The organism is Pseudomonas frigoris (assembly GCF_047758635.1).
GTDB classification, from domain to species: Bacteria; Pseudomonadota; Gammaproteobacteria; order Pseudomonadales; family Pseudomonadaceae; genus Aquipseudomonas; species Aquipseudomonas frigoris.
Genome location: NZ_CP180479.1, coordinates 4,913,380 through 4,934,617, shown reverse-complemented (window position 1 = coordinate 4,934,617; position 21,238 = coordinate 4,913,380). Strand labels below are relative to the sequence as shown.

General features: G+C 61.2%; 16 protein-coding genes and 1 pseudogene. 13 read left to right on the top strand and 4 right to left on the bottom strand.

Going from position 1 to position 21,238, the window contains the following annotated elements; all coding sequences use genetic code 11:
• Positions 1 to 252: 252 nt before the first annotated feature.
• Together ACMXYH_RS22635 and ACMXYH_RS22630 are read right to left on the bottom strand one after the other, a co-directional pair.
• A complete protein-coding gene (locus ACMXYH_RS22635) occupies positions 253 to 849 on the bottom strand; it encodes a cupin domain-containing protein (protein ID WP_415764999.1) in 597 nt (198 codons plus the stop codon).
• Positions 850 to 999: 150 nt separating this feature from the next.
• On the bottom strand, positions 1,000 to 2,961 hold the full coding sequence (locus tag ACMXYH_RS22630) for an FAD-dependent oxidoreductase (protein WP_415764998.1): 1,962 nt from the start codon (positions 2,959 to 2,961) through the stop codon (positions 1,000 to 1,002).
• 218 nt (positions 2,962 to 3,179) lie between these two features.
• Between ACMXYH_RS22630 and ACMXYH_RS22625 the strand changes: the two genes are divergently transcribed.
• Positions 3,180 to 4,229 carry an ABC transporter substrate-binding protein gene (locus ACMXYH_RS22625; protein WP_415764997.1) on the top strand — a complete coding sequence of 350 codons (1,050 nt, stop codon included), beginning with the start codon at positions 3,180 to 3,182 and terminating at the stop codon, positions 4,227 to 4,229.
• Positions 4,230 to 4,304: 75 nt separating this feature from the next.
• Positions 4,305 to 4,848: pseudogene (locus ACMXYH_RS22620) on the top strand (class II aldolase/adducin family protein).
• A 39-nt stretch (positions 4,849 to 4,887) separates the two neighbouring features.
• Here the strand turns inward: ACMXYH_RS22620 and ACMXYH_RS22615 are convergent.
• Together ACMXYH_RS22615 and ACMXYH_RS22610 are read right to left on the bottom strand one after the other, a co-directional pair.
• Positions 4,888 to 5,040, bottom strand: a complete 153-nt coding sequence (locus ACMXYH_RS22615; protein ID WP_207267287.1) for a hypothetical protein — start codon at positions 5,038 to 5,040, stop codon at positions 4,888 to 4,890.
• A gap of 197 nt (positions 5,041 to 5,237) precedes the next feature.
• On the bottom strand, positions 5,238 to 6,188 hold the full coding sequence (locus tag ACMXYH_RS22610) for a transposase (protein WP_415764996.1): 951 nt from the start codon (positions 6,186 to 6,188) through the stop codon (positions 5,238 to 5,240).
• 269 nt (positions 6,189 to 6,457) lie between these two features.
• On the opposite strand from ACMXYH_RS22610, the gene ACMXYH_RS22605 reads away from it, so the two are divergent.
• From ACMXYH_RS22605 to ACMXYH_RS22555, 11 genes are all read left to right on the top strand, one after another.
• A complete protein-coding gene (locus ACMXYH_RS22605; protein ID WP_415764995.1) occupies positions 6,458 to 7,105 on the top strand; it encodes a TetR family transcriptional regulator C-terminal domain-containing protein in 648 nt (215 codons plus the stop codon).
• Between the two features lie 92 nt (positions 7,106 to 7,197).
• Positions 7,198 to 7,914: a response regulator gene (locus ACMXYH_RS22600; RefSeq protein WP_415764994.1), complete on the top strand. Its 717-nt coding sequence runs from the start codon at positions 7,198 to 7,200 to the stop codon at positions 7,912 to 7,914.
• 5 nt (positions 7,915 to 7,919) lie between these two features.
• Positions 7,920 to 8,687 carry a substrate-binding periplasmic protein gene (locus ACMXYH_RS22595; protein ID WP_415764993.1) on the top strand — a complete coding sequence of 256 codons (768 nt, stop codon included), beginning with the start codon at positions 7,920 to 7,922 and terminating at the stop codon, positions 8,685 to 8,687.
• Entirely contained in the window at positions 8,684 to 10,945 is a 2,262-nt protein-coding gene (locus ACMXYH_RS22590; RefSeq protein WP_415764992.1) for an ATP-binding protein, read from the top strand. Before ACMXYH_RS22595 ends, ACMXYH_RS22590 begins: the two co-directional genes overlap by 4 nt.
• 208 nt (positions 10,946 to 11,153) lie before the next feature.
• Positions 11,154 to 12,566: an amino acid permease gene (locus ACMXYH_RS22585; protein WP_415764991.1), complete on the top strand. Its 1,413-nt coding sequence runs from the start codon at positions 11,154 to 11,156 to the stop codon at positions 12,564 to 12,566.
• Between the two features lie 293 nt (positions 12,567 to 12,859).
• Positions 12,860 to 13,651, top strand: coding sequence for an enoyl-CoA hydratase/isomerase family protein (locus ACMXYH_RS22580; RefSeq protein WP_415764990.1), 792 nt, complete (start codon positions 12,860 to 12,862; stop codon positions 13,649 to 13,651).
• 43 nt (positions 13,652 to 13,694) lie between these two features.
• Positions 13,695 to 14,855: an acyl-CoA dehydrogenase family protein gene (locus ACMXYH_RS22575; RefSeq protein ID WP_415764989.1), complete on the top strand. Its 1,161-nt coding sequence runs from the start codon at positions 13,695 to 13,697 to the stop codon at positions 14,853 to 14,855.
• Positions 14,856 to 14,873: 18 nt separating this feature from the next.
• Entirely contained in the window at positions 14,874 to 16,973 is a 2,100-nt protein-coding gene (locus tag ACMXYH_RS22570) for an acetate--CoA ligase family protein (RefSeq protein WP_415764988.1), read from the top strand.
• Between the two features lie 10 nt (positions 16,974 to 16,983).
• A complete protein-coding gene (locus ACMXYH_RS22565; RefSeq protein ID WP_415764987.1) occupies positions 16,984 to 18,591 on the top strand; it encodes a 5-guanidino-2-oxopentanoate decarboxylase in 1,608 nt (535 codons plus the stop codon).
• Between the two features lie 44 nt (positions 18,592 to 18,635).
• Complete coding sequence (locus tag ACMXYH_RS22560; protein ID WP_415764986.1) at positions 18,636 to 19,826, top strand: pyridoxal phosphate-dependent aminotransferase; 1,191 nt, start codon at positions 18,636 to 18,638, stop codon at positions 19,824 to 19,826.
• Positions 19,819 to 21,234, top strand: coding sequence for an aldehyde dehydrogenase family protein (locus ACMXYH_RS22555; RefSeq protein WP_415764985.1), 1,416 nt, complete (start codon positions 19,819 to 19,821; stop codon positions 21,232 to 21,234). Before ACMXYH_RS22560 ends, ACMXYH_RS22555 begins: the two co-directional genes overlap by 8 nt.
• Positions 21,235 to 21,238: the final 4 nt, after the last annotated feature.

The window sequence follows — 21,238 nt, the reverse complement described above, 5'->3', positions numbered from 1 at the left end:
AGCTCGATGACCTCCATCTGCTCGGACAGAAGGCGTGGGTCGAATGGGCGGCCATCCTCGTCTCGGCTGGCGCTAGCTATCAACATCCCGCCCAAAAAGGTCGCGAAAAGCAAACGAGGTCCGAAAGTACGGGAATGACAGTCCTGGCAGTACCAAGGACTGCCGCCACGATGTTATTGCTTACAGTGAGCTGGGTTTTGCCCAGTTGCGTGATGATGAAGTGATCACCCCGTCGAGTGGCCGCGGGCGCCGTTAGAACGTTGGCGGGGTAATCACCCAGATCACCACCGCATCCACCTCGCCAGGGTTGCCATAGCGGTGCGGTTCCTGGCTGGAAAAGCTGAAGCTGTCGCCTTCGTTGAGCTGAAAGTAGCGCTCGCCGACCCACAATTCGAAACTGCCGGACAGCAAGTAACCGGCTTCTTCGCCTTCGTGGCTGTAGCTTTGCTGGCTATAGGTGCCGGGCGGAAAGCGCGAATGGAGCATTTCCAGTTGCCGGTTGGGTGGTGGGGTCAGGAGCTGGTCGACGATGCCGTCTTCGTAATGCACGCTCAGACGACTGTTTTTGCGCACCACCACGCCATCGTCTTCGGGGGCGGTGTTGGCTTCGCTGGCGAAGAACCACTGGATGGTCACACCGAGGCTACGGGCAATGTTGAACAGCGCCGGAATTGACGGGTAGGCGAGATTGCGTTCCAGTTGGCTGATGTAGCCCGCTGTCAGCTCACTCAATTGCGCCAGTTCCGCTAGGGTCATGCCCCGGCGTTTGCGCAGGCCGCGAATCCGCGTGCCGAGAAAGTGCGGTTCGGCGGTGCCGATTGCGGGCGGTGTATTGCTGTTGTTGCTCATGGTGAGTTCCGAACCGGGTCGAACGTGAACCCCGTAGGAGCGAGCTTGCTCGCGATGGACTCACAGACGCCGCTTCCAACCAGTAAGCACGCAAGGAGCATCTCGAGCAAGCTCGCTCCAACAGGGTAAAAGCCCGGAGTATAAACTGGCTTAAAGCGCCCAGGCGACTTTCAAACCTTCATAAATCGCTTCTTCGGCGGTGCGCGGCGCCAGGCAATCGCCGATGCGTCGAAATTCCACCAGGCCTTGCAGTTCCGCGCCAAGAGTGTCCACGGGTTGATGACCCTGACACAACACAAGCGTGTCGATATTTTCCAGCAACATGGGTTCGCCACTGGCGGTGTGTTGCAAGTAAACGGTGTTGTCGTCACAACCGTACAGCCGCGCGTAAGGGGTGATGGGAATGCCCAGTCTGTGCAGCTCACCGGCCAGTTGGTCACGCACGTACAGCGGCAGGTTTTCCCCGCAATGGGTGCCATTGACCGCCAGTTGCACTTGATGGCCGGCACGGGTCAGACGCTCGGCGATGCCGGGGCCGATCCAGTCGCAACGCCAATCGACCACCACCACCGAACGGCCGATTTGCACTTCGTCGCGCAGCACCTGCCAGGCATCCACCACCTGCAATTCACCCCCGCGTTCGAACGCCGGCCAGTATGGCTCGGCACCAGTGGCAACAATCACCATCTGCGGTTTTTCCCGTTCCACCAGTGCCCGGTCGACCCGGGTGTTGCGCACTACTCGAACCCCGGCCAATTCCATTTCCCGTTGCAGATTGGTGCTCGCGCCACCGAATTCGCTGCGCCGTGGCAGCAATTGCGCCAACAGCACTTGGCCGCCAAGTTGTGAACTGGCTTCGTACAGCGTCACATCATGCCCGCATTGCGCCGCCACCGCAGCGGCTTTCATCCCGGCCGGACCACCGCCGGCAATCATGATGCGCTTGCGTATTGGCGCCGGTTGCCGCGCTCCGAAGATCAACTCGCGACCGGTTTCAGGGTGCTGGATGCAGGAAATTGGCAAACCTTTGTGAAAGTGCCCGATGCACGCCTGATTGCAGGCGATGCAGGCGCGCACGTCTTCGGCGCGGCCGGCATTGGTCTTGTTGGGCATTTGCGGGTCGCAGATCAACGCCCGGGTCATGCCGCACACATCGGCCTGACCCCGGGCCAGAATCAGTTCGGCTTCCTGCGGTTGGTTGATGCGCCCGGTGACGAACAGTGGAATGCTCAATCCGGCCTTGAAGGTGCCAGCCTCTTTGGCCAGGTACGCCGCTTCAATCGCCATCGGCGGCACGATGTGCACCGCGCCACCCAGGGACGCTGAGGTGCCGGCGACGATGTGCACGTAATCCAGTTGTGGTTGCAGCGATTGCACGGCAGCCAGGGATTCGTTTTCGGTCAGGCCTTCAGGGTCGCGCTCGTCGGCGGAGATGCGCAGGCCGATGATGAACTGCTCGTCGGTGCTGGCCCGTATCGCGGCGATGACTTCGCGCAGGAAGCGCAGACGCTGTTCCAGCTCACCGTTGTAGCCGTCGGTTCGGCGGTTGACCCGGGGGTTGATGAATTGCGCTGGCAGGTAGCCGTGGCTGGCGACCACTTCGACGCCATCGATCCCGGCCTGATGCAGACGCCGGGCGGCAGCGGCATAACCGGCGACAATCTCGTCGATCATCGCCTGATCCAGTGCGCGCGGCATCACCCGGAAACGTTCATTGGGCACCGCCGAAGCGGAGTAGGCCACGGCCAGCAGGCCATCGCTGGACTCCATGATTTCCCGCCCCGGATGGAACACCTGCGACAGCACCAAGGTACCGTGAGCGTGGCAGGTTTGCGCGATTTTCCGGTATCCATCGATGCAGGCATCGTCGGTGGCCATCAGCACGTGGGAGGTGTACCGCGCGCTGTCATGCACACCGGCCACTTGCAGCACGATCAGCCCAACCCCACCCTCGGCACGCGCCCGGTGATAGGCGATCAGCTGTTCGTTGACCAGGTTGTCGGTGGGCATCGAGGTGTCATGACCGCTGGATATGATGCGGTTTTTCAGGCGTTTGCCACGGATCTGCAAGGGTTCGAACAGGTGCGCATAAGCTGGGGTCGGGCTCGGCATGGTACGGGTACTCCGGGCAGGCTGGAGCCGAAAGGCCGGGTTTCGGCATTGTTACTATTGGTCTATATAAATTTACCAACAGTAAAAAATCAACTTGTTTTTTTACTGTGGCTTGCAGTAGTTTCGTTTCGAGCCCGCTCCTGGGGCGAACCTCACCAACAATAAAAAAGGGCTATGCCGACCGATATTCGGCTTTGCACCTGTACGAGGAACCACTGATGAAATCGAATACGCTCGAGCACGGTTTTTATCCCTTGGTGTTGACCCTGGCCATCGGCCTAGGCAGCGCTCAGGCAGCTTCGGACATGGTGGTGGTCGGATACGGCGGGGCCGGACAAAAAGCCCAGGACGTGGCGTTCTTCCAACCGTTTAGCGCAGTGGATCAAAGCAAGGTCATCCAGAGCGAATACAACGGCGAAATGGCCAAGATCAAAGTCATGGTCGACACCGGTAATGTCGATTGGGACGTGGTGCAGATCGAAGGCCCGGACCTGATGCGCGGCTGCGAAGAAGGCATGTATGAACGTCTGGACTGGACCCGCCTGGGCCACGCCGGGCAGTTGATCCCCGAGGCCGCGCAGGAGTGCGGTTCAGCGGCGCTGGTGTGGAGCGTTGCGATTGCCTACGACACCGACAAACTGGCCAAGGCTCCGACCTCATGGGCCGATTTCTGGAACGTGCAGAAAATTCCCGGCAAACGTGGCCTGCGCAAACGCGCGGTGTACAACCTGGAGTTCGCCTTGCTCGCTGACGGGGTGAAGGTCGAGGATGTCTACAAGGTGCTCAATACCCCACAGGGCGTAGACCGGGCGTTTGCCAAACTCAATCAGATCAAGCCGTACATCCAGTGGTGGGAAGCGGGCGCACAACCGGCGCAATGGCTGACCGCCGGTGATGTGGTGATGACTTCAACCTACAGCGGACGCATCGCCGCCGCCGCGCAAAGCGGCAGTCATCTGGGGCTGGTCTGGCCCGGCAGCCTGTACGGCATGGACTACTGGGCGATCATCAAAGGCTCCAAACACGTCGATCAGGCCCAGCGCTTTATCGCCTTTGCCAATCAGCCGGATGCCCAGGTCAAGTACGTGCAGCAGATCCCCTATGGCCCGACCAACACCGAGGCCGTTGCGCGACTGGACGACAAACTCGCGCAATGGGTGCCGACTGCGCCGCAGAACCTCAAGGGCGCGCTGTCGATGGACGTCAGTTTCTGGGTCGACCATGGCGAAGAGCTTGAAGAGCGCTTCAACGCCTGGGCGAGCAAGTAGCTGACTGCGGCTGAACGTCCATGCACGTCCAGCCGTACTGTCCGCCCGAGCCGATCAGCCTGGAGAACCACAACAATGAATGAGATCGCGACCCACCTGACTGCGCGCAGCGTTACCGAACAGCGCCTGCGCGAAGAACTGGCGGCCTGTTATCGCTTGATTGCACATTTCCGCATGACCGACCTGATTTTCACCCACATCTCGGTGCGCCTGCCGGGGCCGGAACATCACTTTCTGATCAACCCCTATGGGCTGATGTTTGATGAAATCACTGCATCCAATCTGGTGAAAATCGACCTCGAAGGTCGGGTCGTTGAACTGTCACCGTACCCGGTGAACCCCGCCGGTTTCGTGATTCACAGCGCCATTCACGGTGCCCGCGAAGACGCACAATGCGTGCTGCATACCCACACCAAATCCAGTTGGCCGCGCAAGCTGCCGGTGAGCTGGTGTTACCCCCCCGGCCGAGGTGTGCGAACACACCTAGCGCCAGTTCAACAACCCTGGTCGGCCGCTGGACGAGGGTGAACTCAGCGACCCCGATGGGATGCAGCTGGCGTGGGCAGCGTTGCTGAGATTGCTGGAACGAGTGGCGCCGGGTTATCGGGACCCTGTGTGAATGGGCTGACGTCATCGCGGCATAGGTATCTACACATCTCTAAAGTCTTCGGCTGGCCACCCAGCCGATGGCTTCTTTAGCAAACCCCGCCAGTTCCTGGGGAGTGTATTGCTCCAACGTCTCGCACATTGCCAAAAGCATGTACAAACCGGCCAGCACCGCAGAAGCTGTTACCGGCTGCGAGCGTTTCATTTGTCGACCCGACAGACGGATCAAAAAGTCCCGTGTTTGCTCGGCAAACTACCCTTTGCCCGCATTAGACGCCAACTTACTGCACACGCCTGACTGGCGATCAGCAGCCGTTTAAACACGGCTTCACCGCTCTCTTGCTGCCAGTTTTCCAGCTGATGCCCGCCACCTTAGAGCAGTTTAAAGTAGGACTCGATACGTCAACGCCAGTAATACCAACGCGCCAATCTTTCACCCGCGACCTCTTGCCCAAGGTTGCTCAGCAAATACCATTCGGCCAACAGGCTGCCGTCGTCTCCCAGTATTCGGCTAACGATGAGCCGAGCAGGTAAAGGCTCACCGGACTTGCGTAGCGTCTTGCGGTCGGCCCTGTCTTGGGTGAAGGGCTGGGCTTGACGAGTCAACACGACGGCGGTTTCTCCCACCGATTGAATGGCGGGTTTTCCTTTGTAGTCGACCTTGCGGGTTTCGCTGTAGATCATCTGGCGACCAATTTGACTCAGGGGCCTGGATTGACCTTCATGACTGGCCGTGGAGCCAGCCTTGACTCGCACCAGCCATTGCCGACCCTCGGCCTGCCACTGCCTCAGGTGAGCGACCGAATCAGCCTCTCGATCCACGATATGGACAAGAGGCTTGGCAAACCTCTGCTGTTCCAGCCAAGTGATACGTTGTGTCAGTTCATTCAGGTGTTTTTCAGGGGCCAGCATTTCTTCGGCTCGCGTGCTGAGCACGCCGTCTTTGGTTGCCAGATTTTGAGCGGGAGTACAGATCGGTGCACCGTCACGATCCGTGACGAGCAGGCTACTTTGCAGTTCGTAACCGATATCGCCTCGGTGGGTCATTTGCAGGCGATCAGCCTTGCTATGGTGGTGCATGTAATTGAGCCGGGACCAATCGTGCATGACCAGCGCGTAATCATCGCAGTCATCTCGACAACCCTCGTGGGCCAACGCCAGCAGCGGCTTGACCAGATCTATGGGCCTGACTCGGTCATTACTCAAAAATCTCCAAAGCGCTTGCGTCTGTGCAAAAGCCTTGTCGCTTCGCGGCAAGGCTTTCATCCCGGCGGCCAGAGCCGGTAGTCCATTACTGTGTCCCATGACTAACTCGTCGTATCGTTTTGTCAGTCGGGCATCTAGCCCGGTCATTTGATATCCATGCCGTCCTTTTATAGACCAGGATCGGGAGATGTGTAGATACCTATGGTCATCGCGGGCAAGCCTCGCTCCAGGTTTTGCTTCGTGTCGATAATGGTGGAACAACCCAAATCTGTAGGAGCGAGGCTTGCCCACGATTGGGGCGCTACGGTCTCCCGGACGCGCAACTGACTGGAGACATGCCACGCTCTTGCTGTACAGTCGTTCAGCTTGCAATGACAGCGCGAGCCCCAGTGATTGAATCCAGGAGCGTGTTGCCCATGAATCAGGAAGCCCGTTTTTCCCGCATGGAACCGGAGTTGCGCAAGGCCAATCTGATCGAGGCGACGCTGGAATGCCTCAAGCGCCACGGCTTTCAGGGTGCGTCGATCCGCAAGATATCCGCCGAGGCGGGTGTTTCGGTAGGCCTGATCAGCCATCACTATTCCGGCAAGGATGAGCTGGTGGCCGAGGCCTATATGGCGATCACCGGGCGGGTCATGAGCCTGCTGCGCGACGCCATGGAGCAGGCCGCACCCACTGCCCGCGAGCGCTTGTCGGCGTTTTTTCGCGGCTCGTTCTCCGCCGAATTGCTCGACCCGCAGTTGATCGATGCCTGGCTGGCGTTCTGGGGTGCGGTGAAAACCGCCGAGGCGATCAATAAGGCTCACGATCATTCCTACGGCGAGTATCGCGGCATCTTGCGCAAGGTGCTGCTGGAACTGGCGCAGGAAGAGGGTTGGGAAAACTTCGACGGCGATCTCGCCGCGATTAGCCTGAGTGCCTTGCTCGATGGCCTGTGGCTGGAGTACGGGCTCAATCCCGGCACCTTTACCCCGGAGCAGGGTATCCAGATTTGCGAAGCCTGGGTCGACGGATTGCAGGCCGGTGGCCGCCAGCGTTTTTGCGTGCAGACGAGCAGCTGTTGATCACCTGTTCAGTAGTGACTACTCTCTACCGCTGATGCAGAAAAACACTCTAATAAGAAATACGCCTTCGGGCCTGTGCAGGACACCAAGCAATGACGCCTCGGGTACTGATTGTCGATGACGATCCGCTGATTCGTGAACTGTTGCACGCCTACTTGTCCCAGGAGGGCTACGACGTTCATTGCGCCGCCACGGCGGAACTGGCCGAAACCTTCCTGGCCAGCCAGACCGTGGACCTGGTCATGCTCGATATCCGCCTGCCGGGCAAGGACGGCCTGACCCTGACCCGAGAGTTGCGGGTGCGTTCGGAAGTCGGGATCATCCTGATCACCGGGCGCAACGATGAAATCGATCGTATCGTCGGCCTTGAATGCGGTGCCGATGACTATGTGATCAAACCCCTCAATCCACGCGAGCTGGTGTCCCGGGCGAAAAACCTGATTCGCCGGGTTCGTCACGCGCAGATTCCTCAACCGGTGGCCACAGTCCCCAGACCCGTCAAACAGTTCGCCGATTGGGCGCTGGACACCGACCGCCGACGCCTGATCGATCTGGCCGGCAGTGAAACCCTGCTCACCCACGGCGAATACCAGCTGCTCAGCGTGTTCCTGCGCAACAGCGGTCACACCCTGAGCCGCGACCAGTTGATGGACCAGATCCGCAACCGCGAATGGGTGCCCAACGACCGCTCAATCGATGTGCTGGTGGGCCGCTTGCGCCGCAAGCTGCACGACGACCCGGCAGAACCGCAGTTGATCATCACCATCCACGGCGCCGGTTACCTGTTCACTGCCAGCCTCGCTGCGTGAGGGCCGTGGCGCGACTGTTTTGCCTGCTGCTGGTGACAGGCAACACGCTGGCGGCGGAGAAGGTGCGCTATTGCGACTATCCGGTGTACCCGCCGATTTCCTGGAGCGACGGCAAACAGGTCCGGGGCCTGGCGCCGAGCGTAGTGAAAATCCTGTTCGGTCAATTGGGCTACGAAGTCGAAATCGTGGTGCTGGGCAACTGGAAGCGTTGCCTGCTCGACGCCGCCGAAGGCCGGGTCGACGTGGTGCTGGCCTACACCACCGCGCAACGGGAACAGAGCATGTTGTTTTCCACGGTGCCGGTGCTGCGCGAAGAGGTGGCGGTGTTCATCAATCGCCAGCACCCGGTGAAATTCGAACGGCTGGAAGACCTGGCCCGCTACCGGGGCGGACTGCTGTTTGGCGAAAGTTATGGCGTGGAATTCGATCGTATGGTCGCGCAAAACAACAACATTGAATGGGTCTCCGACAGCCGCCAGAACTTCGGCAAACTGATTCGCGGGCGCATCGACTTCATCACCCAGGAGCGCCGCACCGGGCAGTTGTACGTGGAAAAAATGCCCGGCGCGCAAGACATCGTTGCGTTACCCAATGCCCTCAGCGTGGACTACCTGCGAGTCGCCGTTTCACGCCGCTCTCCACTGGCCGCGCGCATGCCAGACATCAATGCGCAATTGCAGCGCATGGTCGATGGCGGCGATATCGAGCGTCTGCTCAATGAAAGCGAAGTCACCTACCGCGACATGATCAACCTGCCGGCGAACGCGCCATGATCCACGCCCGCCCTGGTGGACTGTTGCGGCGCCTGCTGCTGTTCATTCTGTTGTTCAGCCTGTGTTTCACTGTGCTCGCCAGTACCGTGCAGTTGTACATCGAATATCGCCGGGAGATGCGCGAGATCGACTCGCGCATGGAGCTGATTCGCGCCGGCTACCTGGCGAGCCTGGAGCGCAGCCTGTGGGATCTGAACCTGGAACAATTGAGTGTGCAGTTGCGCGGTCTGGTGGACTTTTCCGATGTGGCGCGGGTGCACCTGATCAGTCCGGATTACGATCTGCTGCACGGTAACCCGGAGCCGGTGGGGCCGCTGCGTATCGAGCGTTTTGCCCTGGACTACCAACCGCCATCCGGCCCGTTGCGCCATCTCGGCGAACTTGAAGTCAGTACCGATCTGGGCGCGGTGTATCAGCGCCTGTATGCCACCGGGCTGACCAGTCTGCTGTGGATGGGCGTGTTCCTCTGTGGCCTCGCGGTGGCGTTGTCCGGTTTGTTTTACCGATTGGTCACCCGTCACCTGCAAGTTATGGCCGAGTTCGCCCGGCGTATCGCCGCCGGTGAATGGCACGAGCCTTTACGCGTGGACAAAAATCGTGGTGCCTATAACGATGAAATCGACACCGTGGCCCACGCCCTTGACGACATGCGCCGGGCGATCCTCAGCGACATCGACCGCCGGGAAACCGATCGCCTGGCCTTGCAGGACAATCGCGACGAATTGCTGCGCATGGTCGAGCGCCGCACCGCCAGCCTGATGCGCGCCAAGGACGAGGCCGAAGCGGCCAATCAGGCCAAGTCGCGCTTTCTGGCGACCATGAGCCACGAGCTGCGCACGCCGCTCAACGGCATCCTCGGCATGGCCGAATTGTTGCGCGGTGCCAACCTGGACGAGCGCGACAGCCAACGTCTGGATGCACTGCGCAAGGCTGGCGAGGGTTTGCTGACGATCCTCAATGAAGTGCTGTATTTCGCCAAGCTGGAGGAGGGCACAAGCCTGCCCGAACCGGTGGGTTTTTCGATTCGCCAACTGCTCGACGAAGTGTTGACTCTGCTGGAACCCAAGGCGTTGAGTAACGACACGATCCTGCATTGCCGAGTCGATCAACGGCTGGCTGAACATCACCATGGCGCCGAGCAATTCCTGCGACAGGTGTTGAGTAACCTGTTGGCCAACGCGATCAAGTTCACCGAAGGCGGGGAAGTCAGCGTCGAGGTGGCGTTGCTCACCCAGCCTGAAGGGCGCAGCGGGCAACGTATGCGGGTGAGTGTAACGGACGACGGGATCGGCATCGCACCGGCGATGCAGGCGAAAGTCTTCAAGCGCTTCACTCAGGCCAGCGAGGAAGTGGCGCAGCGCTTTGGCGGCACCGGGCTGGGGCTGGCGATCTGCAAGCATCTTGTGGAGCACATGGGCGGATGTATCGGCGTTGACAGTGAAGTCGGGCGCGGTAGTTGTTTCTGGTTCGAGCTGACGTTGCAGCTCGCCATCGGTGCAGTAGCCGTTACGCCGGTGGCTGTCGTGGAATCAGCACTCAAGGTTCTGGTGGTTGAGGACGTGGCCCTGAACCGCGAAGTGGTCCAGGGCCTGCTGCAACGGGACGGTCATCAAGTGTGGTTGGCCGAAGAGGGTGAACAGGCGTTAGTGCAGTGCGCTGTCCAGACTTTCGATTTGATTCTGCTGGACGTGCATCTGCCGGGTATCAGTGGTGTCGAGTTGTGCAAGCAGATCCGCCTCAACGACGGACCGAACCGCCAGACCCGCATCTTCGCCCTGACGGCCAGCGTGCAACCTTCGCTGGTGCGCGGGTATCTGGATGCGGGCATGGACGGCGTACTGGCCAAACCGTTGAAACTGGACAACCTGCGTCAGGCCTTGGCCGGGCAGACGCCGGACCGGGAACCTGCGCCGGATGACAACGTCATGGACTGGCCGTTGCTGCAAACCCATCGCAGCTTGCTCGGTGTGCAAAAGGTGCAGGGTCTGCTGTCGATGCTGCGCGACTCGATCCTGCAGCACCGGGAGTCGCTGCGCGAAGCCACCGAGGCCGAGGATTGCACCGAAGTCGCGCACCTGGCGCATCGCTTGGCCGGCAGCTGTGACTCGCTAGGCTTTCGAGCGTTGGCCGCTGTATTGCGGACACTGGAAGAAGTGGCGCAGGTCAACGACGAGTCGGCCATCCGTGAGCTGGCGCCACGGGTTCATGAGCAATTGCAGCGCTCACTTCAAACCCTGGAACACCTGTTGCAGAGCTGACGTACAAGTTTGTTACGACATTCTACAATTTCGATCTTTACGTACAACACGACCTTACATCGCTTTCCAATAATCGACGCAGCCGCCGCAGCGCGGTCTTCGAAGCTTATTGGAGATAATAATAATGAATGGCCGTAAAGCTGATCCCATCCTGCGCAATGACCTCCTGTCATGCGCTGCGCACCTCACTGATTGCTGAGGTGCCGACATGAGCGAAAACATCGAACGCAATGGCATCCAATTGACCCGTGCCCTGAAAAGCCGGCACATTTTCATGCTGTCGCTGGGCGGCGTAATCGGCACCGGCCTGTTCATGGGCTCCGGCGTGACCATCAACCAAGGCGGCCCGATGGGGGCGATTCTGGCCTACCTGGTCGCCGGTTTCCTGATGTACCTGGTGATGGTCTGCCTGGGCGAGCTGTCGGTGCAGATGCCGGTGTCCGGTTCGTTCCAGACCCATGCCACGAAATTCATCGGCCCGGCCACCGGCTTCATGATCGGCTGGGTGTACTGGATGAGCTGGGCTACCACCGTGGGCCTGGAATTCACCGCCGCCGGGATGTTGATGACCCGATGGTTCCCGGCGGTGCCAATCTGGTACTGGTCGGCGCTGTTCGTAGTGGTACTGTTCGGCCTCAACGCCCTGGCGACCCGCGCCTTCGGTGAAGCGGAATATTGGTTCTCCGGGATCAAGGTTGCGGCGATTCTCGGTTTCATCGTGGTCGGTGTACTGGTGATCTTCGGCGTGATCCCGCTGACCAGTGGCGCGCCCGCGCCGATGATGAGCAACCTTATCGGCGACTCGCTGTTCCCCAACGGCATGTCGGCAGTGTTCGCGGTGATGATGACCGTGGTCTACGCCTTCCAGGGTTGCGAGATCATGGGCGTGGCTGCCGGTGAAACCGACCAACCGGAAAAAAGCATCCCGCGTGCCGTGCGCAACGTGGTGTTCCGCGTGCTGATTTTCTACGTGCTGGCGATTGTCGTGCTCTCAGCCATCGTGCCGTGGCAGCAGGCGGGCCTGATGGAAAGCCCCTTCGTACAGGTGTTCGACATGGTCGGCATCCCCTTTGCCGCTGACTTGATGAACTTTGTGATCCTCACGGCGATTCTATCTGTTGGCAACTCCGGCTTGTACGCCTCGACCCGCATCCTGTGGGCAATGTCGAAAACCGGCATGGCGCCGAAAAGTCTTTCGCTGTTGAGCAAACGTGGTGTGCCGTTGCGCGCCTTGAGCATCACCTTGTGCTTTGCCCTGGTGTCGCTGCTGACTAGCTTCATCGCCGCCGAAACGTTGTTCATGGTGCTGATGGCAGTGAGTGGTATGTCCGGCACTGTGACCTGGATTGTCATCGCGTTGGCGCAGTACAAGTTCCGCAAAGCCTACCTGCGCGACGGCGGAAAACTCAGCGATCTGAAATACCGCGCCCCGTGGTTCCCGGTGCTGCCCTTGATGTGCATCACGCTGTGCTGCTCTTTGTTCGTATTCCTGGCCCTGGATGAAACCCAGCGTCCGTCGTTGTATTGGGGGTTTGGATTCATTGTTCTGTGTTATGGCGCGTATTTCTTGCTCCATCGTAAACGCAAGGCGGTGTTGGCCCCGACGTTGCCGGCGGCGTAATTCCCATCGACTGACAAAAAACGCGGCAGGCGATTGTCGCGTTTTTTTGTGCATTCAGGGAAATCACCTTTCGCGGGCAGATTGCGCACAGCGGTGTAGGTTGTTCGAAGTTGTAACAGCGTCATCGATCAAGAATTTAGTATCGATACATAACCTATATAGAACAGCTACTTATAGACTTTTTACGTCTGTTACAGCTTATATCATCACCAATTGCCGTCTTACTGAACACTCGTTTAGTATGGCCTCAATTCGCATCACCTCAGATCAAACACGATAATTCGAGGACTCGCATGACTACTCACGATTCACTGCTCAGTCAGGTCGAAGCAGGCGTTGCCTGGATCACCCTCAATCGCACTGCTCAGCGCAACGCGCTGGACATTCCGACTTTGAAGAACTTGCACACCTTGCTCGACGATTTCAACGCCGACCCTGCGGTACGCGTGGTGGTGCTGACCGGCAGCGGTCGCAGTTTCTGCGCGGGTGCCGACCTCGACGAATGGGCCGCCGCCGAAGCCCGTGGCGCATTGGAAAGCTACGGATGGACCGACACTGCGCACGCGCTGATGACCCGTTTATACAGCCTGGAAAAACCCACCATCGCCGCCATCAACGGCACCGCCGTCGGCGCCGGGATGGACCTGACCCTGTGCTGCGACCTGCGCATCGCCGGCCAGTCGGCACGCTTTAAGGCCGGGTACACCAGCATGGCCTATTCGCCGGACGCCGGCGCCAGTTGGCACCTGCCACGGCTGATGGGTGCAGAGCAGGCCAAGCGCCTGCTGTTCCTCGACGAATTGTGGGGCGCCGACCGTGCCCTGGACGCTGGCTTGGTCAGTGATGTCTGCGCCGACGATCAACTGCTGACCGTCGCCAGTGAACTCGCCGCACGCCTGGCCGCAGGGCCGACCTTTGCCTTTGCCCAGACCAAAAAGCTCATGCGCGAAGGCGCTGACCGCAGCTTGCCCGAGCAGCTGCAGGCCGAGCTGGCCGCTGGCCTGTTGTGCGGTCGCAGTGAAGACGGCAACGAAGCCCTGCGCGCCGCCATGGAAAAACGCTCGGCACGTTTTGTCGGTCGTTAACCCTAGGCACTCCTCTATCAGCACATGAACCACAGGTAGCACCATGAATTTCCAACTGACCCAAGAGCAAGAAATGTTGGTGGACGCGGTACGCAGTTTTGTCGCCAAGGAACTGCTGCCTTACGAGGATGAAGTCGATCGCGCCGATGAAGTCTCCCCGGCACTGGCGGCGCAGATTCGTGGCAAGGCGATTGCCGCCGGGTTCTACGCCTTCAACATGCCGGAAGAGGTCGGCGGTGGTGGTCTGGATTACCTGTCCCAGGCGCTGATCGAGCGTGAATTGTCCAAGGTGTCCTGGGCGCTGCACGTGTTCGTTGCGCGGCCATCGAAAATCCTCATGGCCTGCACCGACGACCAGATCAACGACTACCTGTTGCCGTGCATCCAGGGCGAGAAGATCGACTGCTTTGCCCTGACCGAGCCGGGTGCCGGTTCCGATGCCAACGCGATCAAGACCCGCGCCGTGCGTGACGGTGACAACTTCGTCCTTAATGGCAGCAAGCACTTCATCAGCCACGCCGGCCACGCCGATTTCGCCATCGTTTTCGCGGTGACCGACACCTACGAGCACAACGGCCGCAAGCGCAACGCCGTGACTTCGTTCCTGGTGGACCGCAACACCCCCGGCATGACCATTCGCCGTGGCCCGAAATGCGTGAGCAACCGTGGATACCACACCTTCGAAATGTTCTTCGACGACTGCCATGTGCCGGCCTCCAAAGTGCTGGGCGAAGTCGGAAAGGGTTGGGACGTGGCCAACGCCTGGCTAACCGCTGGCCGGGTGATGGTCGCGGCCAACTGCGTCGGTCAGGCGCAACGGGCGCTGGACGTGTCGCTGCAATGGGCGGCCGATCGCAAGCAATTTGGCCAGCCGATCGGCAGCTATCAGGGCGTCTCTTTCAAATTGGCGGACATGGCCACGCAAATCCGCGCAGCGGAACTGCTGACCCTGCACACCGCATGGAAAATGGACCAGGGCACCATGACCGACGGCGAGGCCGGCATGGCCAAGCTGTTCGCCAGCGAAGTGCTGGGTCGCGCAGCCGACGAGGCGGTGCAGATTTTTGGCGGCATGGGCCTGATGGATGAAGGGCCGGTGGAACGCATCTGGCGTAACGCGCGTATCGAGAGGATCTGGGAAGGCACCTCGGAAATTCAGCGCCACATCATTTCCCGCGAGCTGCTGCGGCCGCTGCTGCGCTGATTGGCCCGGAGAATTTAAATGTCGCCAACGATTCGTGACAACCTCAAACGCATGCTCGCGCCGCAACACGTGGCGTTTGTCGGTGGCCGCAGCATGGCCCGTGCGCTCAAGCGCTGTGCCGACGGCGGTTACCTTGGGCATATGTGGCTGGTCAATCCGCAGCACGACAGCCTCGAAGGCGTGCCCTGTGTGCGCAGCATTGCCGAACTGCCGTGCGGCCCGGACGCGGTGTTCATCGCGACCAACCGCGACTTGACTCTGACCTGTGTCGCCGAACTGGCCGCCATCGGTACCGGCGGCGCGATCTGCTACGCCTCCGGTTTTGCCGAAACCGGCGCCGAAGGCCAGGCCCTGCAACAGCAACTGCTCGAAGCCGCCGGCAATATGGCCTTGCTCGGCCCCAACTGCTACGGCCTGCTCGACTACCTGCACAGCTCCGCGCTGTGGCCGGTGGCCCATGGTGGCAAAACGGTGGAGAAGGGCGTAGCGGTGCTGACCCAGAGCGGCAACTTCGCCTATAACCTGTCCATGAGCGACCGCTCGCTGCCGGTGGCCTACATGGCCTCGGTCGGCAATCAGGCGCAATTGGGTGTGGCCGAATTGATGGACGTGTTGCTCGATGAGCCACGGGTCACCGCCATCGGCCTGCATCTGGAAGGCCTGAAAAACGTACCGGGTTTCGCCCGCGCCGCGCACAAGGCACTGGAGAAGGGCATTCCGATCATTGCCCTGAAAACCGGCGTGTCGCAGATCGGCGCCGAACTGGCCTTGAGTCACACCAGTTCACTGTCCGGTTCCGATGCGCTGTATGACGCCTTGTTTGCGCGCCTCGGGGTAATCCGCGTCAGTGGCCCGGTGAGTTTTGTCGAAACGCTGAAAGCCGCGGCCTGCGGCAACCTGCCAGCGGATAACAGTCTGATCGCGCTGGCCTGCTCGGGTGGCGACGCCGGGCTGATCGCTGATTATGCCGAGCGCAACGACCTTAGTTTGCCGAAGCTCGACGCTGGCCAAACCAGTGAACTGGCACAGGTACTGCCGACCTACGCCAACCTGGTCAACCCGCTGGACTTCACCACGGCGATCTGGGGCGACGGCGAGGCCTTGAATGCCATGCTCGACAGCGCCCTGCGCACACAGGCCGATGCAGCGATGCTGGTGCTCGACTATCCCGCGGAGTTTACCGGCGAGCGCAAGGAATGCGACCTGCTGCTGGAGCTGTACTGCAAAGCGCTGGTGCGTCACGGCAAGACCGGTTTCGTCACCTCGGCCTTCCCGGAGCTGCTGCCGGCCCATGCCCGTGAGCATTTGCATGCTCAAGGCGTCGCGGCGCTGCAAGGGGTGGAAGACGGTTTGGCAGCCTGGGGCCGCATCGCCGGTTACCAGCGCAACCGGCAGGCCTTGCTGGCCCTCGGTGAATCGGCGCTGGCGCCGCTCTGCCCGCAAGCGTTGGAAGGCGAAGGGCGCTTGCTCAATGAGTGGGATTCGAAACAGGCCTTGCGTGCGTTTGGCCTGCCGACTCCCAATGGCGTACTGAGTACCCGGGAAAAGGCGCTGAAGGATGCAGAAATGCTGGGTTACCCGCTGGTGCTCAAAGCCGTTAGCGCGCAACTGCCGCACAAAACTGAAGCCGGTGCCGTCGCGTTGAATATTAGGGACGGCGCGGCATTGACCGCTGCGCTGGAAAAAATGCGCGTCAGCATTGCCGCATACGCGCCAGGCGTGCCTTTCGATCAGCTGTTGCTGGAACCCATGGCCAAGCCACCGCTGGCCGAACTGATTGTCGGCATCAAACGCGAAAACGATTTCGGCCTGGCATTAGTGATTGGTGCTGGCGGGATTCTGGTGGAGTTGCTCAAGGACAGTCGCAGCCTGCTGCTGCCGACCACCGACGGCGCGATTCGCCAGGCTCTGCTGAGCCTGCGCAGCGCCGCACTGCTGCAAGGCTTTCGTGGTCGTGACGCGGCGGACCTGGACGCCTTGGTCGCGGCGATCCGCGCCGTGGCCGATTACGCCTGTGAAAACGCCGCGCAGCTGCTGGAGCTCGATGTGAACCCATTGTTGATCGGTGCCGATGGCACGGCTGCGGTCGATGCGTTGATTCGCCTCGGCCATGCGTGAGGAGCTGGACATGCAAACCACACCTTTGACCGGGGGCCAGGCGCTGGTGCGTCTGCTGGCCAACTACGGCGTCGACACCGTATTCGGTATTCCCGGCGTACACACCCTGGAGCTGTATCGCGGTTTGCCCGGCAGTGGCATTCGCCACGTGCTGACCCGCCACGAACAGGGCGCCAGTTTTATGGCCGACGGCTATGCGCGGGTCAGCGGCAAACCCGGCGTGTGCTTCATCATCACCGGCCCTGGCGTCACCAACGCCGCCACCGGCATCGGTCAGGCCTATGCCGACTCGATTCCGATGCTGGTGATTTCCAGCGTCAACCATAGCGCCAGCCTCGGCAAGGGCTGGGGTTGCCTGCACGAAACCCAGGATCAGCGCGCCATGACCGCGCCGATCACCGCGTTTTCGGCGGTGGCGCTGACCGCCGAAGACCTGCCGGAACTGATCGCCCGCGCCTATGCGGTGTTCGATAGTGAGCGCCCGCGCCCGGTGCACATTTCGGTGCCGCTGGATGTGCTGTCGGCACCGATTGCTCGCGACTGGAGCAACGAAGTCGTGCGTCGTCCAGGTCGCGGTACGCCGGCTGCCACTGTTCTGGACGAAGCCGTGGCCCGACTGCACGGCGCGCAACGACCCATGATTATCGCTGGCGGCGGCGCGTTGAATGCCGCGCAACAGTTGCAGGAACTCAGCACCCGGCTGGCCGCGCCGCTGTTCACCAGCGTCGCTGGTAAAGGCCTGCTGCCACCGGACGCATTGCTCAATGCCGGTTCATCGCTGTGCGTGGAGCCGGGCTGGAATTTGATCGCTGAGGCCGACGTGGTGCTGGCGGTCGGTACGGAGATGGCCGACACCGATTTCTGGCGCGAGCGCCTGCCACTCAACGCCGAGCTGCTGCGAGTGGACATCGATCCGCGCAAGTTCAATGACTTCTATCCCTGCACGGTGGCGCTACACGGCGACGCGCAACAGACCCTAACCGCGCTGCTCGAGCGTCTATCGCCCGACGTGCGTGATGCCAGCGCGGCGATCGCCTCGGTCGCGGCGCTGCGTGAGGCCGTGAAAACCGGCCACGGTCCGTTGCAGTCGATCCATCAGGCGATTCTGCAGCGCGTTGCCGCCGAGTTGCCGGCCGACGCTTTCATCAGCACCGACATGACCCAACTGGCCTACACCGGCAACTACGCCTTCGACAGCCTGGCGCCTCGCAGCTGGTTGCACCCGACGGGCTACGGCACCTTGGGCTACGGCTTGCCGGCCGGGATCGGCGCCAAGTTCGGCGCACCGCAACGGCCGGGCCTGGTACTGGTCGGCGACGGTGGTTTCCTCTACACCGCGCAGGAACTGGCGACGGCGGTCGAGGAACTGGACAGCCCGCTAGTGGTGTTGCTGTGGAACAACGATGCCCTGGGGCAGATTCGCGACGACATGCTCGGCCTGGACATCGAGCCCATCGGCGTGCTGCCGCGCAACCCGGATTTCGCCGCCCTGGGCCGCGCCTTCGGTTGCACCGTCAGCCAGCCGCAGAACCTCGCGGAACTGCAAACCGACTTGCGCCACGGCTTCAATCGCAACGGCGTGACCCTGATCGAGCTCAAGCATGCCTGTGTTCGCTGACGTTCAACCTTTTTTACGGGGCTTCTTTTTACGGGGATTAGACCATGCGTTTTTCCGATCTGACCAAACGTATCGCCGGTGACGGCGCCGCCGCCTGGGAGATTCACTATCGCGCACTGGCTTTGCTGGAGCAGGGCGAAGACATCCTGCTATTGTCGGTGGGCGACCCGGATTTCGACACGCCGATGCCCATAGTGCAAGGGGCCATCGATAGCCTGTTGTCCGGCAACACCCACTACGCCGAGGTGCGCGGCAAGCGTGCCTTGCGTGAAGCCATCGCCAGGCGCCACCGGCAACACAGCGGCCAGCAGGTATCGGCGGAGCAGGTCACGGTACTGGCCGGGGCGCAGTGCGCACTGTTCAGCGTGGCCCAGTGCGTGCTCAATCCGGGCGATGAGGTGATCGTCGCCGAGCCGATGTACGTCACCTACGAAGCGGTGTTCGGTGCGTGCGGCGCGGTGGTGGTGCCAGTGCCGGTGCGTTCGGAAAACGGTTTCCGCGTTCTGCCCGAAGACGTTGCCGCGCGCATCACCCCGCGCACCCGTGCGCTGGCGCTGAACAGCCCGCACAACCCGTCGGGTGCGAGCCTGCCGCGCAGTACCTGGGAAGCGTTGGCCGAGCTGTGTATCGCCCACGACCTGTGGCTGATTTCCGACGAGGTCTACAGCGAGCTGCTGTTTGATGGCGAACACGTCAGCCCGGCCAGTTTGCCGGGCATGGCCGAACGCACAGCGACGCTCAACAGCCTGTCGAAATCCCACGCCATGACAGGTTGGCGCGTCGGTTGGGTGGTGGCGCCGCCATCCTTGTCCGCGCACCTGGAAAACCTCGCGCTGTGCATGCTCTACGGCTCGCCGGACTTTATCCAAGATGCCGCCGTGGTGGCGCTGGAAAGCCAGCTGCCGGAACTGGAGGCCATGCGCGAAGCCTATCGCCAGCGCCGGGATCTGGTTTGCGAAAGCCTTGCGAACTGCCCCGGCGTTCGCGCGCTGAAGCCCGATGGCGGCATGTTCGTGATGGTCGATATCCGCGAAACCGGGCTCAGCGCCCAGGCGTTCGCTGATCGCTTGCTCGATCGTCATGGCGTCTCGGTACTGGCCGGCGAAGCCTTCGGTCCGAGCGCTGCCGGTCACATTCGTTTGGGGCTGGTTGTGGGCACCACGCAATTGCGTGATGCCTGCCAGCGCATCGCCCGTTGTGCCGAGGAATTGATGGAGGCTCAAGTACATGCTTAATCACAAGGCACTGTTTATTGATGGACGTTGGCAAACCCCGTCCGGGCAAGGTGTCGCCGAGGTGATCAACCCGGCCACCGAGGAAGTCGCCGGCAGCGTGCCGTTGGGCGATGAACGCGATGTCGACAATGCCGTGGCGGCGGCGCGCAAGGCTTTTGAGCCATGGTCGCGCACGCCATCCAGCGTTCGTGCCGGGTACATCGGTGCACTGGCCGAGCAACTGCGGGCTCGCGCCGATGAAATGGCGTCGGTGATCACCACCGAGCTGGGCATGCCGGTTCAGTGGTGCCGCTCGGTGCAAGTGGACGGGCCGATCATTGGCTTGCAGCAATACGTCGAACTCGCCGGTTTGATGGACGAAGTGCGTGAAGTCGGCAACTCGCTGGTGATCCGTGAGGCGGTGGGTGTCTGTGCGTTCATCAACCCGTGGAACTACCCGCTGCACCAGTTGATCGGCAAACTTGCCCCGGCGCTGGCCGCCGGTTGCACAGTCGTGGTCAAGCCCAGTCAGGAAACCCCGCTGCACGCCTTTTTGCTGGCGCAGATGATCGAAGACATTGGCCTGCCGGCCGGAGTGTTCAACCTGGTCAGCGGGCCGGGTTCGAAGGTCGGTGAAGCCCTGGCGAAACACCCGGACGTGGACATGGTGTCTTTTACCGGTTCCACCGGCGCCGGCGTGCGGGTCGCCCAAGCGGCGGCGCCTTCGGTGAAACGGGTATGCCTGGAACTGGGCGGCAAGTCGCCGCTGCTGATCGCCGAGGACGCCGATCTGGCGGCGGCTGTGCGATACGGCGTGCAGGACGTGATGATCAACTCCGGGCAAACCTGCACCGCATTGACCCGCCTGTTGCTGCCCGCCAGCCGATACGCCGAGGCTGTGGGATTGGCACTGGCCGAAACCCTGAGCCTGCGCATGGGCGACCCGCTCGATCCGCAGAGTTTCCTTGGCCCTATGTGTTCGGCCGGGCAACGCCGCACCGTGCAGGATTACATTCGCCTCGGTCAGGACGAAGGCGCACGGCTGTTGTGCGGTGGCGATTCGGCGCAGGCGTTCGAGCGTGGCTATTACGTCAGTCCGACGATTTTCGCCGACGTCGACAACCGCATGCGCATCGCCCAGGAAGAAATCTTTGGGCCGGTGCTGTGCCTGATCCCCTATGTTAATGAGGCGCAGGCGATCCAGATCGCCAACGACTCGCCGTTCGGCCTGTCCAGCGCAGTCTGGGCCGGCAACGCCGAGCGTGCCTTGCAACTGGGCCGGCAACTGCGCGCGGGGCAGTGCTTCCTCAATGGCGCAGCGTTCAACTATCAGGTGCCGTTCGGTGGCTATAAACAATCGGGTAATGGACGTGAATGGGGGGAAGAAGGACTTAACGAATACATCGAAGTGAAGGCGATCCAGGTGTGACCGT